The sequence below is a fragment of the Noviherbaspirillum agri genome (assembly GCF_054780595.1).
Window position 1 is genome coordinate 177,311 of the sequence record NZ_BAAGWA010000003.1, and the last position, 24,912, is coordinate 202,222.

A 24,912-nucleotide genomic window follows, 5' to 3' on the forward strand; every position below is an offset into this window, starting at 1 on the left:
CTGCCTGCTTCAGCGTTTTTGCGGGCGGAACTTGTAGGTCTCGCCGTGCTTCAGGTACGTGACTTTTGACTGCAGTCCGGCAGCATTCACTTCCTTTTCGAATTCCGACAGCGGCGACTTGAACACGTCGTAGTCGTTGAAATGAATCGGTATCGCGTGCTCCGGCGCGATAATCTGCAGCATCTGCACGCCATCCTTGCCGTCCATCGTGACCTTCATCACGCCGAGGATACGCGTGCCGCCCAGGTGCAGCAGCGCGAGATCGATCTCCGGGTATCGGCGGGGAATGTCGTTGATGTCTTCATAGACCAGCGTGTCGCCGCTGATGTACATGCGGTAGTCGGGCTTGCCCTGGCTCGCGGAAAATTCGAGCATCGATCCCATCGTCTCGGGCAGCGGCGTGGATGCCACCGGCGGTCCGTGGCGCGCGGGCATCGCGCTGATGCGCAGCGTGGCATCGCCTTTCTTCACGAGCAAGGCATCCCATGTGTTCAAGGCATGACGCTGCCTGAATCCCATTTCCTCAAGCGCCTTGGCCGCTTCCGGCGTCGTCACAATGGGAATGTTGCGGTCGAGCTTTTCCTGCACCAGCTGATCGAAGTGGTCGCCATGCATGTGCGAGAGCACGATCAGGTCAATCGGCGGGAGCTGCTCCAGCTCGATGGCGGGATTCGTCAGCCGCTGCGCCTTCAGCCCATAGCCAAGGTGCACGTGCTCGCCTTTGTGCAGGAAGTTGGGATCGGTCAGGATGGTGAAACCGGCATAGCGGATCAGGACGGTGGCATTGCCGATGAACTGTACGGAGCCGCCATCACGTGCCGCCTCTTTCTTTTCATTCCCGGTTGTTTTCGCGGGCAGCACCAGCTCTTTCACTGCGGCAGGCGGGGCGGCGGCGGAAGGTGCCTGCGGTGCCTGTGTCTGTGCCATGACCAGCAAGGGCAACAAGGAAAGCAAGGGCAACACAAGGCAGGCGAATAACATGGCAGCGCGCCTGTGCTGCGGCACAATGTTGCAAGACATGGCGACTCCGGACAGCGTCCAAATATCTCACGGTAGAAGCCGCCGTGACACCGCACAAGCCGGTCAACGGAAGGCGTTGAGATCGCTCAAGATGCGGCCTTGGCAAACACGCCGCCGTGGCTTGCCGTCAGGATCGCTTCCACCGCCGGATGCTTGATCTTGCGCTCGTTGGAAATGGCGTAGAACTGCTCGCGCACTTCCGTCAGCTCGCCGACCGGCACGGCACCGAACAGTTTCTTCACGTCCTCGGCCAGCGCATGCGGCGCAGGGAACAGGCCGAGGCCGTTGTGGCCGAAGGTGTTAAGCAAGGCGTTATCGTCGAACTCGCCGACCACATCGGGGCGCACCCCGTGCGCCTCGAACCAGTGGTCGAGGCGGCCGCGGATCGCGTGATTGCGCGTGGGCAGCAGCAGCGGCGCGCCATGCAGGCTCTCCGGAAAGTTCGGTGCGTAACGCTCTGCCAGCTTCGGCACTCCGTAGAGCTCGATTTCGCTTTCGCCCAGGAGGTGGCTGAAGACGCGCAGCGTAGTGCCGGACGGCACGGGGCGGTCGGTGAGGATCACGTCGAGCTTGTGCACCGACAGTTCGCCCAGCAGCGATTCGAAGTCGTCCTCGTGACAGACCACCTTGACCTTTTGCGGCAGGTTCAGCGCCGCTTCCAGCAGGCGGGAGGCGGTCAGTTTCGGCAGCGAATCGGACAGCCCGACAGTCAGGCGCATGGTTTGTCCGACATCGCTTTCCATCAGCACCTCCTGCATCTGCTCGCCGAGCAGGAAGATCTGGTCGGCATAGCCGAGCGCAATGCGGCCGGCTTCGGTCAGCGCCAGGCGCCGGCCTTGTGGCGCGAGCAGCGCCTTGCCGATGGATTGCTCCAGCAAGGCCAGCTGGGCGCTGATGGTCTGCACGGCAACTTCGAGCCGTTCTGCCGCACGCGTGATGCTGCCTTCCTTGGCAACGACCCAGAAGTAATACAGATGGCGAAAATTGAGTCCGGTAGTTTTCATTTTTCCGATTTCCCGAAGTAACGCTTCCATTATCTTCGCTTTTTAAAGCATGACAAGTGTTTTAACATGCACATCACATTTGGACAGGAGTTACCCATGTAACCGCAACATTGCGCTGCCTCGCCGGAGCGCCCGCAAGGTTTGACTGTTTGAATCTGCTTTTCTTGAAAGGACTTTGAAATGAACGATCGCAACCATTCGCTGCGCAACCATGCGTTCGGTGCCCGTGCCGCCTCGACGGTGATGGATGCCTCTGCGCACAAGGTCTTGCGCAACACCTACATGCTGCTGGCCATGACACTCGCATTTAGCGCCGTAACGGCGGGTGTGTCCGCTGCAATGGGGCTGCCGCACCCCGGCATCCTGCTCACGCTGGTCGGTTACTTCGGCCTGCTGTTCCTGGTGACCAAGTACCGTGACCGTGGCCTGGGTGTGGCATTCGTGTTCGCACTGACGGGCTTCATGGGCTACACGCTCGGTCCCATCATCAGCCATTACCTCAACATGCCTAACGGCACGCAAACGGTGATGACGGCGCTGGGCGGCACGGCAGCAATCTTCGTCGGCCTGTCCGCATATGCGACGGTGACCAAGCGTGACCTGTCGTTCATGGGCGGCTTTCTGACGGTGGGCATCCTGGTGGCCTTCCTGGCCGGCCTGGCAGCAATCTTCCTGCAGATCCCGGCGTTGTCGCTGACGGTCTCCGCAGTGTTCGTGCTGTTGATGTCCGGCATGATCCTGTATGAGACCAACCAGATCGTGCGCGGAGGCGAAACGAACTATGTGATGGCAACCTTGTCGCTCTTCGTGTCGATCTTCAACTTGTTCACCAGCCTGCTCCACCTGCTGGGCTTTGCGAACAACGACTAAGCCGCAGCGGGCGGCAACGGATGTTGCCCCCGCCGACAAAGGGACGTCGACGTGGACGTCCCTTTTTTTTGGCACGACAAACAACAATTAAACGGACAACAACAATATGATCGAACTGCTTTCCGATCCGCAAATCTGGATCGCCTTCTTTACGCTGACGGCACTGGAACTGGTGCTGGGCATCGACAACATCATCTTTATTTCCATCCTGGTGGACAAGCTGCCGCCGGCGAAGCGGGAAATGACGCGCCGCATCGGCCTGTTCCTCGCGATGTTCATGCGCATCGCGCTGCTACTGACGCTGTCGTGGATCGTCGGCCTGACGCAGCCGCTGCTCACCGTGCTCGGCCAGGAATTCTCCGGACGCGACCTGGTGTTGCTGAGCGGCGGCCTGTTCCTGTTGTGGAAGAGCGTCGGCGAAATCCACGAAACCTTTGACGGTGCCGGAGGACACGCCTCCGCCGCCACGGCAGTGAAACACACCTTTGCCGGCATCATCCTGCAGATCATGGTGATCGACCTGGTGTTCTCGCTGGATTCCATCATTACCGCGGTCGGCATGGTGGACAACATTACCGTGATGGTTGCTGCCGTGATTGTGTCGGTCGGCCTGATGATGTTCTTTGCGCGCCCGATCGGCACCTTCGTGTCCGCGCATCCGACCATCAAGATGCTGGCACTGTCCTTCCTGGTCGTGGTGGCGGTGGTGCTGATCGCGGAAGGCTTCGGTCATCATGTGCCGAAGGGCTACATCTACAGCGCGATGGCGTTTTCGGTAGTGGTGGAGATGTTGAATATCCGCCTGCGCAAGCGCTCGATGCGCGATGAGGTCGAAGCGACACAGTACGTGCCGGAGACGACTGGGAAGAAACCCCACTGACGGGCCGCATTCCGGCATTGTTCCCGCAACCGGAAGGCGCGAACGGCGGGACAAGATGGAAGGCAGGGAGCAACAGCTTCCTGCCTTTTTTGTGCCGGCTGCCATGCCGTAATGTGACGTTAGGTGCCGACTTGTTTGTCGCCCCCCGCAAACTGGACGTTGCTCCTGCCCTTGTTCTTCGCATCGTACATGGCAAGGTCGGCGGCCTTGACCAGCGCCTTGTTGTCGGTGCCGTCTTCCGGATAGAGCGCCGCGCCGATGCTGGCCGAGATGTTGAAGGTGTGGCCAGCGATTTCGTAGGGTTCGGTCAGGCGCGTCAGGATCTTCCTCGCCACGGTCAGGACCGCCGGCCTGCCGTCGACGTCGGACAGCAAGGCCACGAATTCGTCGCCGCCGAGACGCGAGGCGGTGTCCGATTCGCGCATGCAGCTGTGCAGGCGCTTGGCGACTTCCTTCAGCAGCAGGTCGCCGTACGCATGGCCATAGTTGTCGTTGACCGGCTTGAACTTGTCGAGGTCGATGAACAGCAATGCGAGATGGTGGTTGTCGCGCTTGGCCTTGGCAATCGCCTGCTGCAGCCGCTCGTCGAGCAGCTTGCGGTTCGGCAACCCGGTCAGCACGTCATACAGCGCCAGCTGCATTGCCTGGTTTGCCGCCTGCAGCGCGCGTGCGCGATCGTCGAGAAAGATCCAGATCAACAGCGCAAGCAGCAGGCTGATGCTGATACCGGCACGCAGGATCAGGTCCGGGCGGTCGGAGCGCAGAGTCTGCTCAAAAGCCGGGAGAGCAGTCGTCACCACCGTCCAGGTACGCTGGCCGGCAGTGATTCGCCCGACGTTGCGCAACCTGCCATTGCCCTCGGTTGCACTGGCAGTCAGGTCGGAGTCGTACATCTTCGCCTCCTCCCTGATCTGGTCCAGATCGTAGATCTCGATATCGAGGTCATCTTCATCTTCGCCGGCAACACCGCGCATGAAGTCGGTCATGCGAAAGGGCGCATAGGCCCAGCCGATCAGTTGCCGGCGACGCTCTTCCAGCAGCTCGCTCGGCGGATTCTCGCGATACAGCGGCAGGTACATCAGGAAGCCCGCACGTGCCCCACCGTTTCCCTCCTGAACCAGTGTCACCCGGCCGGACAGTGCCGCCAGGCCGGTATCGCGTGCCTTAACCATTGCCGCGCGGCGCACCGGCTCCGAGAACATGTCAAAGCCAAACGCGCGCAGGTTGTCGCCCTTGAACGGCTCGAGGTACAAGATCGCCGTATAGAAATCACGCTCGCCTGCCGGCGTGATGTGGTAGTTGGGAAACCCCTCCTCCCGCACGGCCGCCTCGTGCTGCTCCTTTTCCGCAGCAGGCACCGCCGCGGCAAAGCCGATGCCCTGGATGCCGGGATAGTTTTCCGCCAGGTTCAATGCACTGACAAAGGTATTGAACTCTTCCCGGTTGACCGTCCTTGATGCATTGAACAGGCCACCCAGTGCACGCAGCACCTGTTCATACACAAGGATGCGCTGCTGGATGCGCTCGTTCGATTCGCGCACGCGGAAATCAAACGTAGTGTGCAAGGCACTATCTGCCGCCTGGCTGGCGGCGTTCCACGTTTGATAGGTAACGTACAGGCCCAGTAAAAGCGTGATGATCGTGAGCAGCTCGCGGGCTTGGAAGATGTTCCGTATACGTTGTCTGCTGCTCTCAAGTTTCCTCATGCGCTGCCCTGGTGGACATGGATGCCGAATAAATAAATTAGATGTGATTCGGGAAGGATGTTCCGTCGTGCGGCAGAGCGATATCAATTTCTGCGCTGCCGCCGCAGGCATTGCCTGGCGCAACAGCAAGATCAGACCGCGGAGCGGGGAATAGGTTTCCGGACTTACAACTTCACGTGAGTATGCCGCCTTGCCAGGATCCGTCTGAAAGCGTCCATGCTGCACCACAGCGTGGACGGCTTGACCAGCCGCATCAGACAAGGATCCGGGCGGGCCTGCGGTCAAGCGTGTCGGTGTTGAAAGGCTTGGCGGACAAGGCAATCTCGATTCGCAATGTTCCTGCCGGAGACAAGAAGAGCGCTCGACGGGCTGACATACAGTGCAGTCTTGCCTTCGAGGAGCGTGGGGCATGCCGAATTGACGTTTCCCCTCTCATGCAGCACTCGGTATCAGACGTCCGATCCTGTCGCTCCTCGCTGACGGCAATCTGTTGAAGCCGGTGGCAGCCCGCTGCTGCGGGCCGCTCCCTGTGCATTGCCGACTTTAGTACGCAAGTTTCGACGCAGACCTGCGCATGGCAAAGAACTCCAGCTCCGCCAACACCGCAACCACGAATGCCTGGGCGGCGATGAACAGCTGGCCATACAGCGTCGGCTGCACCCAGCCGGAGAACAGCAGCACGATGCTGTCGATCACCCACATGGCATTGACGACGATGACGGCCCAGACGCCACGCCGGGGCACTTCGGGCCGCGTACCGATGAAGGCGACGAACGCCGCGAACGGCAGCAGGAGGATCCCCGCTTCACGCAGCAGGGCCAGCGGCAGGCCGAGCAACGGTGCAAGCAGCGGTGCGCCCAGCGCCATCAACAAGCCGGTGGCGGCGCTGGCGAGGGCATCCACGAGCAGGACACGGCGCAGGAAGGAAGGGGATTGGAAGTCGAACATGATGTACTCCTTGAGAAAAGAAATTAAAAAACAAGACAGCGGGGATGCGTCGATACGTAAGGCTTGATGCTGCTCAAACCGTCAGCGCTTCTGCCGGCGCCATTGCGCGCGCCCGTGCGCGCCGCGCCAGCGCGTACACCAGCGGGTGGTCACAGAAGATCCGGTTCTCCGCGACAAGGCCATCGCGCACCTTCACGCGGTCAACACCGGTGAATTCGAGCGGCGCGCCGTTCCAGGTGCCATGTGCGATCCAGCGGATAAATACGTACTCGCCGTTCTGCGCATGCTCGGCGACCTCCAGCCGGAAGTCCGGCACCATCGCCAGCAGTTGCGCGATCCGCGCGGTGTACTGCGCGATGCCGCGTACCGGCTCGGCATCGCCCGGCCAGTAACCGGCCACGTCCGGTGCAAGCGCGCGCGGCACCATGGCTGCGTCCGGCCTGGCCCAGAAGGCCGCAAAGCGATCCGCCGACCAGCCCGCGACGCTGCGGGGCTTTGGTGCATCCGCAAACCCCTGCGGTTCAAGGAAGCCGCTGACGCTGTGCAGGCGGCCGTCTTTCACCACACCGAAGTCCACGCGCTTCAGTTGCATTACATCCGTCTTGCCGGGCGCTACCGCCGCCGGGCCCATTTCCCATGAAAAGCGCACACGGTCCTGGTAACTGTCGACCGCACCCATCCGACTGAACCGGTGGCCCGGATAGCGTTGCTGCACGCCTTCCACCATGGCATCGATGGCTGCCAGCCCATAGGCATGGGTCAGCGGGTCGACGTAATCCGCATCCGCGGTCCAGGTGCGCGCGATCAGCTCGCGGCGACGTGCTGCATCGGTTTCATTCCAGATGGCGATGTACTGGTCGACCAGCCGCTCGATGCTTTGCTCCATGCTTTGCCCGGTGAGGTCGTCGGTGCGGGTTTTCTGCGTGTCCATGATGCTCTCCTGAAGTTGAAAGTTCGTCGAAGGTGATTCATCTTTGTCCACGCGGCGAGGCAGGTCGATTACGTCCGAGGTAATGTGAATGCGGCGCAGGCTTCGGCTATGATCGACGCATGAATACTGCCCGCCCCGTTGGAGATGTCCTGCGCGAATGGCGCCAGCGCCGCCGCCTGAGCCAGCTCGACCTTGCGCTGGATGCCGATATTTCGACACGGCACCTGAGCTTCATGGAAACCGGTCGATCGCTGCCCAGCCGCGACATGGTGCTGCGCCTTGCCGAGCGGCTGGACATGCCGCTGCGCGAGCGCAATGCGCTCTTGGTCGCTGCCGGCTACGCGCCGATGTTTTCGGAAAGAAGCCTCGACGATCCGGTGCTGCAACCGGCCCGCAAGGCGATGGAACTGGTGCTGACCGGCCATGAGCCCTACCCGGCGCTGGCCGTTGACCGGCACTGGCATCTGCTTGCATCAAACCGTGCCGTGCCGCCGCTGCTGGCGGGCGTCGATCCCGCCTTGCTGCAGCCGCCGGTCAATGTGCTGCGGCTGAGCCTGCACCCGGGCGGACTTGCGCCGCGCATTGCCAACTATGCGCAATGGCGCGCCCACCTGTTCGAACGCCTGCGCCGGCAGATCGAGGTCAGCGGCGACCACTTCCTGGTGGATCTGTTGAATGAACTCGGCGCCTACCCTGCACCAGCATCCGCATCAGCATCGCCGCGTTCCGGCAACGCCCATGAGTACGGCGGTGTGGTGGTGCCATTCCAGCTTGCTACCGACAACGGCACGCTTTCCTTCATCAGCACGACGACGGTGTTTGGCACGCCGGTCGATGTCACCTTGTCGGAACTGGCGCTGGAGTCCTTCTTCCCCGCGGATGCGGCAACCGCCGACGCATTGCGGAGTCTGGCGGCGGGCTGGGGCGGCGGGCAGGATCAAAAAGGGAATTAGCAGGCAGTTGAAGACCGACTGCACGAGCAGCAGGCTGCCCTGCTTCGATGCGCTGCGGCGGCATCACGCGGCCAGCAGCGCGGCGACTTCGTTGCCGGGCAAGGGCTGGCTGCAGTAGAAGCCTTGCAGCTGGTCGCAGCGCAGCAGCTTGAGCAGCTTGGCCTGCTCTTCGTCGGCGACGCCTTCGGCGATCACGCCGAGCTGCAGCGAGTGCGCGAGTGAAATGACGGAGCTGACGATGGCAAGCCCGGACGGGCTCTGGTTCATGTCGACCACAAACGAGCGGTCGATCTTCAGCAGGTCGATTGGCAGCCGCGTCAGGTAGCTGAGCGAGGAATAGCCGGTACCGAAATCGTCGATCGCGATCTTCATGCCCATGTCCTTGGCCGCGCGCAGCTTCGCGATGTTCTGGTCGATGTCATCCATCAGGATGCTTTCGGTGATTTCCAGGTCGAGGATGTGTTCGCCGTCGAGCAGCTTGCGGCCGATTCTCTTGAGCGAATCGACAAAGTCGCGGTTGCGCAGCTGGACCACCGAAATGTTGACGGCAATCGGCGGCGGCGACAGGCCGCGCGCGCCCCACTCCTTGTGGTCGCTGATCGCCTTCTCCATGATCCAGCGCCCGACCGGCAGGATCATGCCGGTCTCTTCCAGGATCGGGATGAACGACGCCGGCATGATCAGTCCTTCCTCCGGCTCCTGCCAGCGCAGCAAGGATTCCAGCCCGACCACGCGGCCGCTGGCGGTGTGGATCTTCGGCTGGTAATGCAGGGTGAACTCGCCGCGCTCCAGCGCGCGGTACAACCGGTTCTCGAGCGTCAGCCGCTTGGCCACGCTGGCATTCATCTCCTTGCGGTAGAACAGGTAGTTGTCGCCGTTCTTCTGCGACTTGCGCAGTGCCGCTTCCGCATTCTTGTACAAGGTGTCATGGTCCATGCCGTCGCTCGGGAACAGCGAGATCCCCGCCTTTACCGCGAGATACACCTCGTAGCCGCCGCACTTGAAGGCAGGGCGAAAGCAGTCCTCCAGGATTTTCTCCAGCATGTGTGCCGCGTCCGCCGCGCTGCGGATTTCGGCGAGCATGATGGCGAACACGTCGCCGCTGATATGCGCAAGGCTGTCTTGGGACGAGACCTGGCGCCCGAGGCGCTCGGCCGTCTGCTTGAGCAGGGCGTCGCCGACATGGCGCCCGAAGGTGTCATTGATGTTGCGGAAGCGCTCGATGTCGAGCACCAGCACCGCCAGCATGCGCCCTTCATGGCGCGCGGCTTCGGTCTGCCGCTGCAGGCGGTCGAAGAACAGGTCGCGGTTGGGCAGGTTGGTCAGCGCGTTGTAATACGCAAGGTAGTTGATCTGCTCTTCCTTGACGATGTGGTTGAGCGCGTAGGAGATGTCCTCGGCCAGCTCGCTGAGCAGTTTCAGCTCTTCATGGTCGAAGAATTCCGCCTCTCCTGCATACAGCAGCAGCACGCCGACCGCTGTGCGCTCGACGCATAGCGGCAATGCGACGAAGGAACGGTAGCCGCGCCCGGTGTAGGCATCCTTTGATACGACGCGGTCGCTGTTGGCGATGTCGTTGCAGACCACCGGCTTGTTATGCAAGAGCACGCGGTCGAGGATGGCGCGCTGCTCCAGCACATTGGTTTGCGAGCCGGATGGCGGCGCCAGGGTTTCGGTATCGGCAAACTGCCATGCGGCCGGCGTGATGTCGCCCGATTGGTCGTCGCGGAAGCCGACCCATGCCAGCTTGAACTTGCCCTGTTCGACCGCGATGCGGCAGGTTTCCTGCATTAGTTCATGGCGGTCTCTGGTGCGAATGATCGCGGCGTTGATTGCACTCATGATCACCTGGATGCGGGAGAGGCGCGCAATCTTGCGCTCCTGGTTCTTGCGCTCGGTGATCACCTCGGTGAACATGATGATGCCGCCGATCTCGCCGCGTTCGGTGTACCAGGGATGGATTTCCCAGCGCACCCAGTCCAGCGTGCCGTCGGCGCGCTGGAACGGCGCTTCGTCATTCTTGTCGGAGGCGCCTGCCAGGCAACGGTCATAAATGCTGCGCCATGTTGCAGGCGTCTCCGGGAAGACGTCGTAATGCCGCAGTCCGATGATGTCGCGCTCGCCAAGGCGGTAGTCGGCATGCCATCTGGCGCTGACCAGCACGTAGCGCAGGTCGCGGTCGAGCATGGCGACTGCGGCAGGCGTGTGCTTGATGAACATGCGCATGCGCTCTTCGCTGACCTGCAGCGCATAGGCCTTCTGCTTGAGCGTGTCGTTCAGGTGGCGCAACTGGTCGATGGTTTCGACATAGCCGCGATACATCATCTCGAATGGCGCCAGCGCCTGCCCGAGAAATTGCGCGCCCCTGGCGAGCAGGCGCACCGCTTCACCGGGTGATATATCGCGCTCGCTCTGGACCGACGACAAGGCAGCCTGGTGGATCTCCACCAGGTTCAACATGCTCAGGCGGCTGGTTGCGCCGCGCCGTCCGAGCTCGTACGCATCCAGCAGCCCGGCCTCATCCTCCTGCCCGCGCAGATAGCTTGCCAGCGCATAGCGATATTCATCCATGAACTCGGCATAGGCACTGTCCGGACCGAAGTCGGTTCCCATGCTGCCGGACAGGTGAGCGCCGGCATCTCTGTCTTCGGTCAGCTTGCCGTCGCTACCGGGCGCATTGCGCCGTTTGTCCATTGCACCCCCAGTATCAAGGCATCGTCCGTATCGCGGGCGTATTGCGAAAACAGGTGGTTGACCAGTCGCTGTGGTTCGTTCGAATAGCGCAGATCGCGAAGGAAGGCGCTGGCAATGCCGTCCGTGGCCAGCAGCAGCAAATCGCCCTTCTGCACCGGGAGCGTCGCCGGCAACAGTGGTGGCAGGCGATCGCCGACAATGCCCCCACGCAGCAGCGGCGACGCCGGTTTGGACTCTTGTGCACCCGCCCGCACCAGCATGCACTCGACGTTGCCGACACCCAGCCATGTCAGCGTGCTGTCCGCTTCGCTGAAGGAAGCCAGCGTCATCACGACGCCACGCATCTTGCGAAGCTTGTCGTGGCAGAGTTGCATCAGCGTCACCACTGGTTCGCTCGCATGCGCGGCGAGAATCTCGACCGTGTGCCTGGCCGCTTCGGCAGCGCGCTCTCCATGTCCGAGCCCATCGATTGCCGCCACCAGTGCGCCGCCGGCAAATCCTTCGACCAGATATTGGTCTCCGCACTCCTGCTCGCCGGGATAAGGCCGACCCGCAACCCAGTACTGCAACAGCCGCGTGGAGCCCGAGCGTGTCATTGTTTGGCTCTCTCCCATTTCTTCATCGTGATGGTCGTGCCCTTGCCGACCTCGGAATCAATGTCGAACTCGTCCATCAGGCGCCGTGCGCCGGGCAGGCCGATGCCGAGCCCGCGCGACGTCGAGTAGCCATCCTGCATGGCGAGATCGAGATCGACGATGCCCGGTCCATGGTCCTTGACGATGATGACAAGGCCGCGCCGCTGGCCCTGATGGATCACCTTCAGGTGCAGGCAACCGGTTTTGGCGTAGAGCACGGTGTTGCGCGCGATCTCGGAGATCGCGGTGGCGATGATGGTCAGCTCCGTGTTGGTGAAGCGCAGCGACGAGGCCAGCTCCTTGCCTTGCTGGCGCGCCTTGAGCACGTCCAGGTCGGACTTGATCGGCATTGCAGTTTCACGCTCGATCACTGGCGGCATTACCTTTGTTTCCACGGTTTCTCAGGACTGACAGTCCATCCTCCAGGTCCATCGCGATGGTGGTGCCCTCGAGCCGCAACCCGAGCTGCACCATGGACATCGCAACTTCCGGCTGGATGCCGACGACAATAGTTTCCGCGCCAAGCAGTCGCGTCATCTGCGCGATGCTGCGCAAGGTGCGGGCGGAAAAGGAATCCATGATGTCGAGCACGGCGACATCGATGATCACGGCGCGCGAGCGATGTTGCCTCACTTTGTCCACGAGCTGGTCCCGTAGTGCAAGCAATTCGACGTCGCTGAGCGCGCCTTGTATCGAGGCAATAAGAAAATCCTCCTGTTTAAGAATCGGCACCAGCATGACCGCCTCCTTCATGCCATGTCGTCGTTGCGACTGTTGTGGCGACTGCCATCGATGCTGCTGAAGTTGTCGTCCGGTCGGTCGGTCTTGCGGCGCTCCGGGCGCACGCGCGTCACCTTGTAGCCGCTGAGCTGTTCGGCACGCTCGATTGCACTCTGCATATCACCGACCGTTTCGATCTGTCCCAGTTCCACGCCGATGGTCACCATGGTCAAGGCAATCTCGGGCGATACGCCGGAGATGATCACCTTCGAGCCCATCAGCCGCGCCGCTTCGACCGTCTGCACGAGATGGCTGGCCACGCGGGAATCCACATACGGCACGCCGGTGATGTCGAGCACCGCGACCTTGGCGCGCGTGTCGCGTATCGAGCGCAGCAACTGTTCGGTCAGCTGGCTGGCCCGGTAGGAATCGATCATGCCGACCATCGGCAGCACCACGATCCCCTGCCGGAAGGGCAGCACGGGCGTGGACAGCTCGCGAATCGCGTCTTGTTGCGCACCAATCGTTTGCTCGCGGGAATCGATATACGTGTCGATGGCAAGACCGATATCAAGGAAGGTCAGCTTCATCAAGGACAGGAAAGCATCCAGTGCATGTTGCGGGTCGTCCTTGAACGTCGCGAACAAGCGCGCACCAACGGCACGCAGGTAAAAGTTGTACATGCCGAGATAGGAATCGACCGGCAGCCCGATGCGCTCGTGCGTCTTCCCGATCTTCAGCCGGTTCTCGATGTAGTCCTGGTCGTAATTTCCCTTTGTTAGTCGCAGGAAATACGCGCGCTGCAGATTTTTTACATGGGCCAGCAGTTCCTGCTGGTCGCGAAAGAACTGCCGGGTTTCCTCGAACGACATCAGGTGCCGGTAAAACTCTTCGATCACGTCGTCCGCGTATTTCTCCGCGAGGTCATTGATGCCCTTGAGGCGCGCCACATCGTCGTCGTTGAATTGCAGGAAATCCTTGCGCCGCCGGATCTCCTGCGCATCCATGTTCAGGCTGTTGACGATGGCAGGCCATTCCTTCTTGTGCGCTCTCCGGGCGTCCATCCCATCTCCTTGTTCGAATAATGGAAGGCGGACTCATCTAATGTTTAGATGCATGGCCTTCAGGATGAACTTTTTGACAGCGGGGAATACGCCATAGTTTCGGCCGGTTGCCTTTCCTTACGAAGTCGCAAAGTGCTGTAACCGCCGGTTGATGCATCACATAAACTGCGATTCAAAAGGCCGCGTGCAATGCAAGCCGGCGCGAGTGCGCCGTAGTTACGCGGATAAACATCGACTGAAATGAAGCGAAGGAAGATGGTCGTTCAGAAAAGCTGTTCGAACTCTTCCGGCGGCACGGGGCGGGAAAACAGGTAGCCCTGCGCAAAGTCGCAATGGCAGGCCGCCAGCAATGCGCGCTGCTGTTCGGTTTCCACCCCTTCGGCAATGACTTTCATGCCGAGCCGGTGCGCCATCACGATGATCGCTTCGCACAGCGCCAGGTCGTCGGAGCCCGGGGCAAGGTTGCGCACGAAGGCCTGGTCGATCTTGATGTAATCGATGTCAAATTTCTTCAGGTACGCCAGCGAGGAATAACCGGTGCCAAAGTCATCCAGCGCCACCTGCACGCCATGGTCGCGGAAAGCGTACAGCTGCTCGCGCACTTCCTGCGACACATCCATCAGCAACCCTTCGGTGATTTCGACGGCGATGCTCTGTCCCGGCAGGCCTTGCTGCCGCAGGTAGTCCAGCCATGCCGTGTCGCTCAAGCCGGCGTTGCGGAACTGTGCCGGCGACACGTTGATGCTGATCTGGAAGGCAGGGTGGAAACGCTTGCGCCAAACCGCGACCTGCTGCACCGCCTGCCGGTACAGCCAGGAACCGAGGTCCACGATCATTCCGGTCTCTTCCGCGACGGGGATGAACTCGGCGGGGCTGACCAGGCCGCGCGCCGGGTGCTGCCAGCGCACCAGCGCCTCGGCCTTGTAGATGGTACCGCTGGCGAGTTCCACGATCGGCTGGTAGTACACGCGGAACTGCTTCTGGGCCAGGGCCACGCGCATGTCGCTGATCAGGCGCTTGCGCGCCTGGGCCGCTTCCTGCATGGAGGCGGTGAAATAGCTGTAGCGGTTACGCCCCTGCGCCTTGGCCGCATACATCGCCTGGTCCGCGTTCTTCAGCAGGGCGTCGGTTTCCGTGCCGTCCTGCGGATAGAAGGTCACGCCGATGCTGGCCGAGATATACACCTGCTCCTCGCCGAGGCGGAATGGCGCGGCCAGCGCCAGCAGGATGTCCTGCATCACGCGCTCCGCGCCATGCGTCTTGTGCAGCTCGCCGAGGATGATGCCGAATTCGTCGCCGCCCAGGCGCGCCACCGTGTCGGTATCGCGCACGCAGGTCATCAGGCGCTGCGCGGCGTCGCGCAGCAGTTGGTCGCCCATGCTGTGGCCGAGCGTGTCGTTGACTTCCTTGAAATAGTCGAGGTCCAGGTACAGCAGCGCCGCAGGCTGGCCGCTGCGATGCGCCATCTTCACAGCCTGGTCGAGGCGGTCAAGGAACATGCTGCGGTTGGGCAAACCGGTCAGCGGGTCGAAATTGGCCTGCCGCCAGATCAGCGCCTCCGACGCCTTCTGCTCCGTGATGTCGGCGAACAGGCCGACGCGGCTCTGCACGGACCCGTCATCATTGAAGACGGTGCTGACCGACAGCCGGCGCAGGAAATCCTCGCCATTCTTGCGGCGTGCCCACAGCTCGCCGTGCCAGCGGCCGGTTGCCTCAAGTTCGTCCCACACCGCGGCGTAACCGTCGGGGCTCCCGCGCGGCGAGTTCAGCATCGTGATCGGTTGCCCGACCGCTTCCTCGAGCGAATAGCCGGTGATCTCGGTGAAGGCAGGATTGACGGTCACGATCACGCCATCGGGATTGACGACCGCCATGCCGTCGCTGCTGTTGCGGTAGACCAGCAAGGCCTGCCGCAACGATTCTTCCGCGCGCTTGCGTTCGGTGATGTCGAACACGATGGAGAACAGCAGCGGCTTGCCCCGGAACTCGATGGCGGAGGAATGCACCTCGACGACGCGCTCCTCGCCGCAGGCAAGGCGGTGCCGGAAAATGAAGTAGTTGCGCTGCTCCTGCAGCGCGCTTTGCATCTCCTCCTGGATTTCTTCCGGTTGCTGGGTGTTGATGCGGCTGATGTTCATGCCGCGCAGCTCGTGCTCCGGATAGCCGTAGAATGCGCTGGCGGCGCGGTTGGCATCCTTGATCACGCCGGTCTCCGGATCGAGCAGCAGCATGATGGCGCTGTGCTTGCGGAACAAGCGTTGGAACAGGTCTTCGCTATTTTCCGGATTGTTCGTGTGTACGTCTTGCATGTTTTCCAGCGCCTGTTGTTCTTTTTTTTAAAAGCCTGCGCCTCTGTTCAGGCCTGCATATCGGTCGAGAACAAGCGGTAGGCGGCGCGGCCTCCCTGCTTGGCGTGATACATCGCCGCATCCGCCCGGCGCAGCAGCGTCTCGACATCATTGCCGTCGCGCGGAAACAGGCTGATGCCGATGCTCGGCGTGATGGTCAGCTCATGCCCGTCGATCGTATACGGCTTGCTGAGCGCATCCAGCACCTTTTGTGCGGTCTCGTCCGCCGCCTGCGGCGAATGCATCTCCGGCAGCACCACGACGAATTCGTCGCCGCCGACGCGGGCGACCGTATCGATTGCGCGCAAAAGCCCGCGCAACCGCAGCGCGATCGCCTGCAGAAGCAGGTCGCCGATGCGGTGGCCGAGGCGGTCGTTGACCGGCTTGAAGCGGTCAAGGTCGATGAACTGGATCGCCACCTGGTGGTTGTTGCGCCGCGCCAGTTCCACCGCCTGTTCCAGGCGGTCCTGCAGCAGGCGACGGTTCGGCAGGCCGGTCAGCGCATCGTGGTTGGCGAGGTAGCGGATCTGCTGCTCGGCCATCTTGCGTTCCTGGATCTCGGCCTGCAGGCGCGCATTGGCCAGCGCCAGCTCGGCGGTGCGCTCCTGCACCCGCTGTTCGAGCTCGTCGCGTGCGCGCAGCAACGCCTCCTGCACATTCTTGCGCTCGGTGATGTCCTCGGTCATGTAGATCGAGCCCTTGCTGCGGTCGTTCGGATCGATCGCCTTGGCCAGCACACGGCACCAGAAGGTGCTGCCGTCACGGCGCTTCATCAGGTATTCGATATCAAGCCGCTCGCCGCTGCCAAGGACGGCGCGGGCGACCTCCGCGAAGGCGGCAGCCGACGCTTCGGAGGGATACAGGATCTCGGTGGGCTGGTTCTTCAACTCATCGCTGCTCCAGCCAAACATCTCGGAAAAGCGCGGATTGCAGTGCAGGAAAGCGTGCTTGCGCGTAAAGGTGATGCCCAGCGAGGCGTTTTCAAGAATCGCCTGATACTCCAACAGCGTCTGCCGAAGCTGGACTTCATCGTCCGGTTGCGGATGGGCTTCGATGCTCGCAGAAATGATCTTCTCCTGATGCTCAGCTGAACTGCCTTGCCGGCATGGGAGCCGAGGTCACCCCGTATCGGCCGGCAAGGGTCCTATCGTACCTTTTCTAGAGAGAAATAGCGTTGCCAATCTTTTCACTGACGGCATTCATTTCATATTGAATTCATACTGAATTTCATATTGGGATGGAGCGGCGCGCATGCCAACCGTTCCACCGGATTTACTTGACTCACGTCATTGCCGAAACCATTTCGCCCCTCCTACACTGGCTTGCTCCTACATACCGGCGGTCTCCCGTCCGCATCGCGACTGGCATCCCAACCATGATTGACATTCCCGAGGCTGGGCGCTCGGCCCTGTGCGTATCGGCATTACCTGCCAGGATGCGCCTCGTCAAATGGCTGCCGCTGCTGGTCCTCGCACTGGCCCTGGCATTGACGCTGCACTCGTGGCGGCGCGAGGTTCGGTCGGCGGAACGGGAACTGCAGCATGATTTCGACCTGCAGGCCCAGCAAATCGTTGCCACGATCGGCCAGCGCCTGGCCGCTAGCCGGCAAGTGCTGCATGGCGCGCGCGGCCTGTTCACCGCATCGGCCAGCGTCGAACGCAGCGAGTTCCGCAACTATGTGGAAGCGCTGCACCTGCAGCAGAGCCATCCTGCCATCCAGGATCTCTACTTTGTCCCGAACACCTCGCCGGCCGGCAGCGCCAGCGAAAACGCCGCCGGCGAAGGCCACGTCCTCGTCGCGTTCCGGGATTTGCCTGCCAGCGACGACATGCCCGGCTTCGGGCCTGATAGCCGTTACGATGACGCACACCGCGAGGCGATGGCATACGCGCGCGACAACGGCGCGGTCGCCATCACGCGCAAGGTGGCAATCCCGTCCGGCATCCAAGGCACGGCCGAACCCGGCTTCGTGATGTACCTGCCGGTCTACAGGCACGGCATCAAGCCGGTATCCCAGACGCAGTTCCGCTCGAACCTGGTCGGATGGATCGCCGCCCCCATCCGTATTGCGGCGCTGATGGTGCCGCTGGCGCGTGGCGGCAAACTGGAGCTGGACGTCGAGGTCTATGACGGCAAGGAGATCACGCCGGCCGCCCTGCTGTTCGACGCCGACAACAAGCCGGTGCACGAGGCAAGGATCCCCTCGCGTTTTCAGGCGGCGTCGGCGCTGCAGGTGGCCAACCATGACTGGAGCATCATGGTCCGCTCGCTGCCGCCTTTCGAGGCAAGGCTGGACGACGGCAGCACCATCGCCGCATGGTTCGGGATCAGCACCAGCCTGCTGCTGGCCATCGTCACCTGGCTGCTGGCGGGCAGCCGCTCCCGCGCGGTGGAAACGGCACGCACCCTGCACCGGGAACTGATCGAGCGGGAGGCGCGGTACCGGAACATGTTCGAGCGCAGCGCATCGATCGCCTTCGTCGTCGACCCGTGCAGTGGCCGCATCCTGGACGCCAACGGCGCGGCAGAAGCCTTCTGGCAGTACCCGCCGCACCAACTGCGGCGCTTGAGCATCTTCGATATCGATATCGCACCGCGCGCCAATACGCAGGCACTGCTGCGCGATCTTGCCGCGCGCAACGCAGCGCATTTCGAGCGAAAGCAACGACTGGCGACCGGCGAACTGCGCGACGTCGAGGTGTACGCCGGCAAGCTCGCTGTCCGCGGCAAGGTGCTGATCTTCGCCATCCTGCACGACATCACGAGCCGCAAGCAGGCCGAACAGGCCGTGCGCGCCAGCGAGGAGCGCTTCCGACTGATTGCCGAAAACACCGGCGACGTGATCTGGATGATGGATGCCGAGACATTTGAGCTCACCTACATCAGCCCGTCGGTCCAGCGCCAGCGCGGCTACACGCCGGAAGAGCTGATCGCCAGGCCGCCGGAAAAGGGGAAGGCGCAGCTGCGGGAGCGGCTGCGCGAACGCGTCCGCGCTTACCTGGCCGGGGACGAATCGGTGCGGCGCGAAACGAATGAGATCGAGCATTCGCACAAGGACGGCCGGACGATTCCGCTGGAAGTCGTGTCGACGCTGCTGTGCGACGAGCACAACGTGCCGCGCGCGATCATCGGCGTGTCGCGCGACATCTCCGCGCGGCGCAAGGCGCAGAAAGAGCAGAAGCGCTTTGTCGCGATGGTCTCGCATGAATTCCGCACGCCGCTTGCCACCATCGACGGCGCCGTGCAGCGCCTGCAGGCAACCGCCGTTGACGCCGACGAGGCCACGCACAAGCGCTACGCCAAGATCCAGAATGCCGTCGACCGCCTGACCACGCTGCTCGACGACTACCTGACGCAGGACCACATCGTCAGCGCCGGACATGGCCTGCGCCTTGGCATGGCGTCGCCGGTCGCGCTGCTGCGGGATGCACAGACATCCGCCCGGGCACTATCGGCCGAGCATCGGATCGACGTCGATGCCGGCGACGCGCCCGAACTCTTCCTCTGCGACGCCGACCGGATGCGCCTGACCTTGCGCGTGCTGGCCGACAACGCGGTGAAGTACACCCCGCCCGGGTCGCGCATTCTCTTGCGTGCGCGCAGCGTGGCGCACGGTGGCATCGAGTTTGTGGTGGAGGACGACGGCAACGGCATTCCGGGCCATGAACTGCCGCGCGTGTTCGACAAGTTCTTCCGGGGGCAGGGCGCATCGCAGCAAAGCGGATCCGGACTCGGCCTGCACATGGCGCGTGCCGTGGCGGAAATGCATGGCGGCACGCTCTGCGCCAGCAACCGCGCTGCGGGCGGCGCACAATTTACGCTCTGGCTGCCGGGCCAAGGGCGTTCTGCCGGTTGTCCGCAACATGCCAGGGGCACGGCCGCATTGCTGTCTTCGCAACCACCGCCCGCCGGTTTCTAAATACTTGTCTCAGGTCAAAAAATTTGACCTCAACTGCCCTGTTCGCGGGGAAAACCGGGTTGCCGTAAGAATCAGAGAGTTTCATGCGCTTTTAACTTCCTACAATCAAAAACGTCAGCAAGCCGTTTGCTGACGTGACCGATTGCAGTTCCTCATTTGCGTGCTGACATCATGGCTCATCTGATTATTGTTGAAGACAATCTGCCCTACGCCGAAGAGATCGCCGATTTCCTCGAGGACGCCGGCCATCACGCCGATATTGCCGGCGATGGCGCGACGATGTGGTCGCTGCTGATGCACCAGCGCACGGATGTGATCCTGCTTGACCTCGGGCTGCCCGACGACTCCGGATTCAACATCATTCCGCGCCTGCGCGAGCTCCACCCGGAGACCGGGATCATCGTGCTGACCGCGCGCGTGATGCTCGACAGCCGCATCCTCGGCCTGCAGCTCGGCGCCGACAATTACCTGACCAAGCCGATCAAATTCAAGGAACTGGCCGCGCACATCGAAGCGCTGTGCCGCCGCGTGGGCGGGCGTACGCAGCACGAGGCCGGGCACAGATGGTCGCTGCACAGGGAGGAACGCCGCCTGCGCGTGGGCGATGCCAGTTCCGTCGACCTCACCGAAAAAGAATTCAAGATGCTTCACATGCTGGCGATGTCGACCCGGCCGATTCCACGCGACTCGCTGATCGTTGCACTCGCCGGCGACAACCACGCCGACACGAAAAAGATGGACATGCTGGTCTACCGCCTGCGCAAGAAGGTCAGGTCGGCAGTGGGCGCCGAACTGCCGCTGCGCAGCGCCTACGGTGAGGGTTACAGCCTGTCTGTACCCATCTGCCTGCACTGACGCAGCGGGGGACTGCTCCCCCTGCGAAAAAAACCGGAAGACACATTGTGGAGGGAAGCTTTGAACAGTTTCAACCTGCGCGACGCAGCCGTTGTCTATCCGGTCGCCCTGGCTGCCGCGGGGGCGGCCGCGGTGCTCGTTTCCGGCGGCGTCACCTGGCTTGGGGCGGGACTTGCCGCCCTGCTCGCTGCCGGCGGTGCAGCGGCAGCCTACAGGATATCGCGCCGGCACACCGTGCCGCAGCAGGCGGCGGAGCGCTATCTCGCCGCGCAGCAGCAGTTTGGCGAGAAGGTCGCGCCGGTGTGGGCCGGCCACATCGAGACCTCGCGCGTGCAGATGGAAAACGCGATCTCGGCGCTCACCGGAGAGTTCTCGGGCATCGTCGTTCAGCTGGACGAGGCGATGCGTTCGGCGGGCACGGCAACCGCCTCCATCGAGGACAACGGCAATGGACTGGTCGCCGTATTTGCGCACAGCGAAAGGCGGCTTGCCGGCGTCGTCGCGTCGCAGCGGGCCGCGATGGACAGCATGACGGCCATGCTCGACAAGGTGCAGGGGCTGGGTCATTTCATCGGCGAACTGCACGACATGGCCGCCGACGTGGCCAAAATCGCCGCGCAGTCGAACCTGCTCGCGCTGAATGCCGCCATTGAAGCGGCGCGCGCCGGCGAACTGGGGCGCGGCTTTGCCGTCGTGGCGAACGAGTTCCGCATGCTGTCCAACCAGTCGGGCGACACCGGCAAGCGCATTGCGCAGAAAGCCGCGGTGATCAGCGACGCCATCCGCCACACCTGCGAGGCCGCGTCGGAGTCGGTGCGGCAGGAAGGAAGCGCGATGTCGGCGTCGGAGGCAACGATCGAGGAAGTGCTCGGCGGCCTGCGCCAGGTCACCGATGCACTGCTCGCGTCGAGCAGCCTGCTGAAGAAGGAGAGCGCCGCCATCAAGGACGAAGTTGGCGAGGCGCTGGTGCAGCTGCAGTTCCAGGATCGCGTCAACCAGATCCTCATGCAGGTCAAGGCGAGCATCGAACAGCTGCCGTCGGTGCTGGCGCATAACCGCGAGCAGTTCATGCGGCATCGCGAGCTGCAACCGCTCGATCCGGCGGGGCTGCTCGGCGACATGAAGAAAAAATACGTGATGTCGGACCAGCGTGCGGTGCACGAAGGCCGCGAGATCAGCCAGGCGCAAACCAGCAACATCACCTTCTTTTGAGGAGGGCCCATGAGCAAGACGATCATGATTGTCGACGACTCCGCATCCATGCGGCAGGTGGTATCCATCGCACTCAAGGGCGAAGGCTATGCGGTGATCGAAGGCCGCGATGGCGAGGACGCGCTGTCCAAGCTGGCTGGGCAGAAGGTGCACCTGATCATCAGCGACGTGAACATGCCGGTCATGGATGGCATCAGCTTCGTCAAGCGGGTGAAGCAGATGCCCGACTACCGGTTCACGCCCATCCTCATGCTGACCACCGAATCGGAAGAGGAAAAGAAGCGCGAAGGCCAGGCCGCGGGTGCGCGGGCATGGATGGTCAAGCCATTCCGGTCGGAACAGTTGTTGAACGCGGTGCAGAAACTCTGCCTGCCGTAAGAGTCTGTTTGAAAACTTACTGCGCAGCCCGATTTTGGCTCTGCGATGCTCGTCGTACCTCACGTACGACTGCGCTTCTCAAACCAAACTCGGACCGCTCGCTACAGTTTTCAAACAGGCTCTAAGCGCCGCTTGCCACCCGACGCACGACTCCGGTTCGCGCACTGCGGTTGACAAATAGGCTTTCAGAAAACGACTTGGGAGAACGCGATGACTGCTTCACGGCAAAACGCCAGCACCACGGTGCGCGTCCAGGGAGAACTGAACATCTACCGCGCGGCGGAGCTGAAGGAGGCGCTGCTCGCGCAGATTGCGCCCGGCGCGGCGCTGGAGATCGACCTGTCCGGCGTCACCGAGCTCGACACCGCCGGCCTGCAGGTGCTGATGCTCGCGAAGAACACGGCGCGCGCGCTCGGAACCGACATGAAGCTTGTTGCACACAGCCCAGCCGTCGTCGATGTGCTGGAGCTGCTGAACCTGTCCGCCTGGTTTGGCGACCAGGTCGTCATTTCCCCATCCCCCACTTCCTTTGCGAGATAAGCAATGAATCTCGACCAGGCACTGCAAACCTTCATCGTCGAAAGCCGCGAGCTGCTGGAAGACATGGAAAACGCGCTGCTCACCATCGAGCAGGCGGAAGATCCGACTGAAATGGTCAATGCGATCTTCCGCGCGGCACATACCATCAAGGGCTCGTCCGGCCTGTTCGGCCTCGACCATATCGTCCGCTTTACCCATGTGGTCGAAAACGCACTGACACAGGTGCGTGCCGGCAAGCTGGCCATCACCGACCGCCTGGTGTCGCTCCTGCTGTCCTGCTGCGACCATATCGCGTCGATGGTGGATGCCGTGGCCGAGGGACAGTTCGACGCGGACAACGAAACGCTGCAGCGCGGCGAGCCGCTGGTGCAGGCATTGCTTGCCTACCTTGGCCAGCCACAGCAAGCGCAACCAGCGCAACAGCCGGGGCAGCCATCCGTGCCCGCCCCCCTTCCGGACGAGCCGGCAAAGGTGGAACGCATTGCCGGCGATGCACACGGCGCCGACCTCTGGCATCTGTCGCTGCGTTTCGGCCCGGACGTGCTGCGCAACGGCATGGATCCGCTGTCCTTCCTGCGCTACCTCGGCACCATCGGCCGCATCGTCGACATCGTGACGCTCGCCGACGCCCTGCCGGATGCAGAGCACATGGATCCGGAGGCCTGCTACCTCGGCTATGAAATCGCCTTTTGCAGCGACGCCGACAAGGCGACCATCGAAAACGTGTTCGAGTTCGTGCGTGACGACTGCCGGCTGCGCATCCTGCCGCCGAAGAGCCGGATCGCCGAGTACGTTGCGCTGCTGCAGGACATGCCGGCGCAGTCCGCCCGCGTCGGCGAGCTGCTGGTACGTTGCGGCACGCTGACGGCGCGCGAACTGGCAGACGCGCTCAAGGCACAGGCCGCCACCGAGCCGGCGCAACCGCTGGGCGAGATCCTGATCGGACAGCAGGCGGTGCAGCCCGAAGTGGTTGAAGCGGCGCTGACCAGGCAAAAGCAGGTTCGCGACACGCATGCGCAGGAAAGCCGCTCGGTGCGTGTGGATGCGGAAAAACTCGACCAGCTGATCAACCTGGTCGGCGAACTGATCATTGCCGGTGCCAGCGCCAGCCTGATCGCCCGCCGGACACAGGCGGCCGAACTGCAGGAAGCCATGTCCAAGGTCACCGGTCTGGTGGAGGACGTGCGCGACAGCGCGCTGCAGCTGCGCATGGTCAAGATCGCCGCCACCTTCAACCGCTTCCAGCGCGTGGTGCATGATGTGTCGCGCGAGCTTGGCAAGGACATCGCCCTCGTAGTGTCAGGCGAGGACACCGAGCTCGACAAGACGGTCGTGGAAAAGATCGGCGACCCGCTCACACATCTGGTGCGCAATGCCATGGACCATGGCATCGAGCCGGCCGAGGTGCGCGTTGCGCGGGGCAAGCCGGCGCAGGGCACCGTCAAGCTGGATGCTTACCACGACTCCGGCAGCATCGTCATCGCGGTCAGCGACGACGGCGGCGGCCTGCCGCGCGACAAGATACTGGCCAAGGCGATCGAACGCGGCCTGGTGGAACCGGGCCACAACCTCTCGGACGAGGAAATCTACAAACTGATCTTCGAGCCGGGATTTTCTACGGCGGAGCAGGTCAGCAACCTGTCCGGCCGCGGCGTCGGCATGGACGTGGTCAAGCGCAACATCACCGCGCTGCGCGGCAGCGTCGGCGTGCACAGCGAGGAAGGCGTGGGCACCACGGTCACCGTGCGTCTGCCGCTGACGCTGGCGATCATCGACGGCTTCCTCGTCGAAGTCGGCCGGTCGGTATTTGCGATACCGCTGGACATGATCGAGGAATGCGTCGCGTACGCCGCCGAAGCCGGGCACGACTACGTCGACCTGCGCGGCGAAGTGCTGCCGCTGATCCGGCTGCGCTCCATGTTCGAGGTCGAAGGCGCAGCGGTGCGGCGCGAGAACATTGTCGTGGTCAGGCATGCAGGCCAGAAAGCCGGCCTGGTGGTCGATACCCTGCTCGGCGAGTTCCAGACCGTGATCAAGCCGCTCGGAAAGATGTTCAGCCGTGTGCGCTGCATCAGCGGCTCCACCATCCTGGGCAGCGGCGACGTCGCGCTCATCCTCGACATCCCGGCGCTGGTACAGGAAGCGGCGGGCGCAGCAATGAATTCAGCAAGAGCATTAGAGAACAGCGCATTTTCCGATTAATGGTCTCGCGTCGAGACCGCAAAACAAGGAGTG

The 24,912-nt window shown here is 62.6% G+C and carries 21 protein-coding genes; 9 read left to right on the plus strand and 12 right to left on the minus strand.

Translation table 11 applies throughout. The features are described from left to right. Positions 1-9 precede the first annotated feature (9 nt). Together ACYVIA_RS06395 and nhaR are read right to left on the minus strand one after the other, a co-directional pair. Positions 10-1,020, minus strand: a complete 1,011-nt coding sequence (locus ACYVIA_RS06395) for an MBL fold metallo-hydrolase (protein ID WP_460839051.1) — start codon at positions 1,018-1,020, stop codon at positions 10-12. Between the two features lie 86 nt (positions 1,021-1,106). After that, complete coding sequence (nhaR, locus tag ACYVIA_RS06400) at positions 1,107-2,024, minus strand: transcriptional activator NhaR (RefSeq protein WP_460839054.1); 918 nt, start codon at positions 2,022-2,024, stop codon at positions 1,107-1,109. A 180-nt stretch (positions 2,025-2,204) separates the two neighbouring features. Here nhaR and ACYVIA_RS06405 point away from each other — a divergent pair, with 180 nt between their 5' ends. Both ACYVIA_RS06405 and ACYVIA_RS06410 read left to right on the plus strand, forming a co-directional pair. After that, positions 2,205-2,894: a Bax inhibitor-1/YccA family protein gene (locus ACYVIA_RS06405; RefSeq protein WP_460839056.1), complete on the plus strand. Its 690-nt coding sequence runs from the start codon at positions 2,205-2,207 to the stop codon at positions 2,892-2,894. 106 nt (positions 2,895-3,000) lie between these two features. Beyond that, positions 3,001-3,774 carry a TerC family protein gene (locus tag ACYVIA_RS06410; protein ID WP_460839060.1) on the plus strand — a complete coding sequence of 258 codons (774 nt, stop codon included), beginning with the start codon at positions 3,001-3,003 and terminating at the stop codon, positions 3,772-3,774. 119 nt (positions 3,775-3,893) lie between these two features. Here ACYVIA_RS06410 and ACYVIA_RS06415 read toward each other — a convergent pair whose 3' ends face one another. The 3 genes from ACYVIA_RS06415 to ACYVIA_RS06425 all read right to left on the minus strand — a co-directional run bounded on the left by ACYVIA_RS06415 (position 3,894) and on the right by ACYVIA_RS06425 (position 7,359). Further along, a complete protein-coding gene (locus tag ACYVIA_RS06415; protein WP_460839063.1) occupies positions 3,894-5,480 on the minus strand; it encodes a CHASE domain-containing protein in 1,587 nt (528 codons plus the stop codon). 543 nt (positions 5,481-6,023) lie between these two features. Beyond that, positions 6,024-6,428 (minus strand): hypothetical protein, encoded by a 405-nt coding sequence (locus ACYVIA_RS06420; protein WP_460839065.1) that lies wholly within the window; start codon positions 6,426-6,428, stop codon positions 6,024-6,026. Between the two features lie 73 nt (positions 6,429-6,501). Then, complete coding sequence (locus tag ACYVIA_RS06425; RefSeq protein WP_460839068.1) at positions 6,502-7,359, minus strand: nuclear transport factor 2 family protein; 858 nt, start codon at positions 7,357-7,359, stop codon at positions 6,502-6,504. A gap of 119 nt (positions 7,360-7,478) precedes the next feature. Here ACYVIA_RS06425 and ACYVIA_RS06430 point away from each other — a divergent pair, with 119 nt between their 5' ends. Continuing rightward, the gene (locus tag ACYVIA_RS06430) at positions 7,479-8,312 is read left to right on the plus strand and encodes a helix-turn-helix domain-containing protein (RefSeq protein WP_460839070.1); all 834 of its coding nucleotides are present in this window, start codon (positions 7,479-7,481) and stop codon (positions 8,310-8,312) included. A gap of 63 nt (positions 8,313-8,375) precedes the next feature. Here ACYVIA_RS06430 and ACYVIA_RS06435 read toward each other — a convergent pair whose 3' ends face one another. From ACYVIA_RS06435 to ACYVIA_RS06465, 7 genes are all read right to left on the minus strand, one after another. Then, a complete protein-coding gene (locus tag ACYVIA_RS06435) occupies positions 8,376-11,006 on the minus strand; it encodes an EAL domain-containing protein (protein WP_460839072.1) in 2,631 nt (876 codons plus the stop codon). Continuing rightward, a complete protein-coding gene (locus tag ACYVIA_RS06440; protein WP_460839074.1) occupies positions 10,964-11,602 on the minus strand; it encodes a SpoIIE family protein phosphatase in 639 nt (212 codons plus the stop codon). The genes ACYVIA_RS06435 and ACYVIA_RS06440 overlap by 43 nt, the downstream gene beginning before the upstream one ends. Beyond that, positions 11,599-12,021, minus strand: coding sequence for an anti-sigma regulatory factor (locus tag ACYVIA_RS06445; RefSeq protein ID WP_460839076.1), 423 nt, complete (start codon positions 12,019-12,021; stop codon positions 11,599-11,601). Before ACYVIA_RS06445 ends, ACYVIA_RS06440 begins: the two co-directional genes overlap by 4 nt. Then, positions 11,999-12,379, minus strand: a complete 381-nt coding sequence (locus tag ACYVIA_RS06450; protein WP_460839079.1) for an STAS domain-containing protein — start codon at positions 12,377-12,379, stop codon at positions 11,999-12,001. The genes ACYVIA_RS06445 and ACYVIA_RS06450 overlap by 23 nt, the downstream gene beginning before the upstream one ends. A gap of 11 nt (positions 12,380-12,390) precedes the next feature. Continuing rightward, positions 12,391-13,425, minus strand: coding sequence for a protoglobin domain-containing protein (locus ACYVIA_RS06455; RefSeq protein WP_460839081.1), 1,035 nt, complete (start codon positions 13,423-13,425; stop codon positions 12,391-12,393). A gap of 263 nt (positions 13,426-13,688) precedes the next feature. Beyond that, complete coding sequence (locus tag ACYVIA_RS06460; protein ID WP_460839082.1) at positions 13,689-15,734, minus strand: putative bifunctional diguanylate cyclase/phosphodiesterase; 2,046 nt, start codon at positions 15,732-15,734, stop codon at positions 13,689-13,691. A gap of 47 nt (positions 15,735-15,781) precedes the next feature. After that, the gene (locus ACYVIA_RS06465) at positions 15,782-16,777 is read right to left on the minus strand and encodes a PAS domain-containing protein (RefSeq protein ID WP_460839083.1); all 996 of its coding nucleotides are present in this window, start codon (positions 16,775-16,777) and stop codon (positions 15,782-15,784) included. Between the two features lie 371 nt (positions 16,778-17,148). Here ACYVIA_RS06465 and ACYVIA_RS06470 point away from each other — a divergent pair, with 371 nt between their 5' ends. From ACYVIA_RS06470 to ACYVIA_RS06495, 6 genes are all read left to right on the plus strand, one after another. Next, a complete protein-coding gene (locus tag ACYVIA_RS06470; RefSeq protein ID WP_460839085.1) occupies positions 17,149-19,692 on the plus strand; it encodes a CHASE domain-containing sensor histidine kinase in 2,544 nt (847 codons plus the stop codon). Between the two features lie 171 nt (positions 19,693-19,863). Continuing rightward, the gene (locus ACYVIA_RS06475; protein WP_460839087.1) at positions 19,864-20,547 is read left to right on the plus strand and encodes a response regulator transcription factor; all 684 of its coding nucleotides are present in this window, start codon (positions 19,864-19,866) and stop codon (positions 20,545-20,547) included. Positions 20,548-20,607: 60 nt separating this feature from the next. Continuing rightward, entirely contained in the window at positions 20,608-21,759 is a 1,152-nt protein-coding gene (locus tag ACYVIA_RS06480) for a methyl-accepting chemotaxis protein (RefSeq protein WP_460839089.1), read from the plus strand. 9 nt (positions 21,760-21,768) lie between these two features. Then, positions 21,769-22,137 (plus strand): response regulator, encoded by a 369-nt coding sequence (locus ACYVIA_RS06485; RefSeq protein WP_460839091.1) that lies wholly within the window; start codon positions 21,769-21,771, stop codon positions 22,135-22,137. Positions 22,138-22,347: 210 nt separating this feature from the next. Beyond that, positions 22,348-22,677: an STAS domain-containing protein gene (locus tag ACYVIA_RS06490; RefSeq protein WP_460839092.1), complete on the plus strand. Its 330-nt coding sequence runs from the start codon at positions 22,348-22,350 to the stop codon at positions 22,675-22,677. Positions 22,678-22,680: 3 nt separating this feature from the next. Further along, positions 22,681-24,879, plus strand: coding sequence for a chemotaxis protein CheA (locus tag ACYVIA_RS06495; RefSeq protein WP_460839094.1), 2,199 nt, complete (start codon positions 22,681-22,683; stop codon positions 24,877-24,879). Positions 24,880-24,912: the final 33 nt, after the last annotated feature.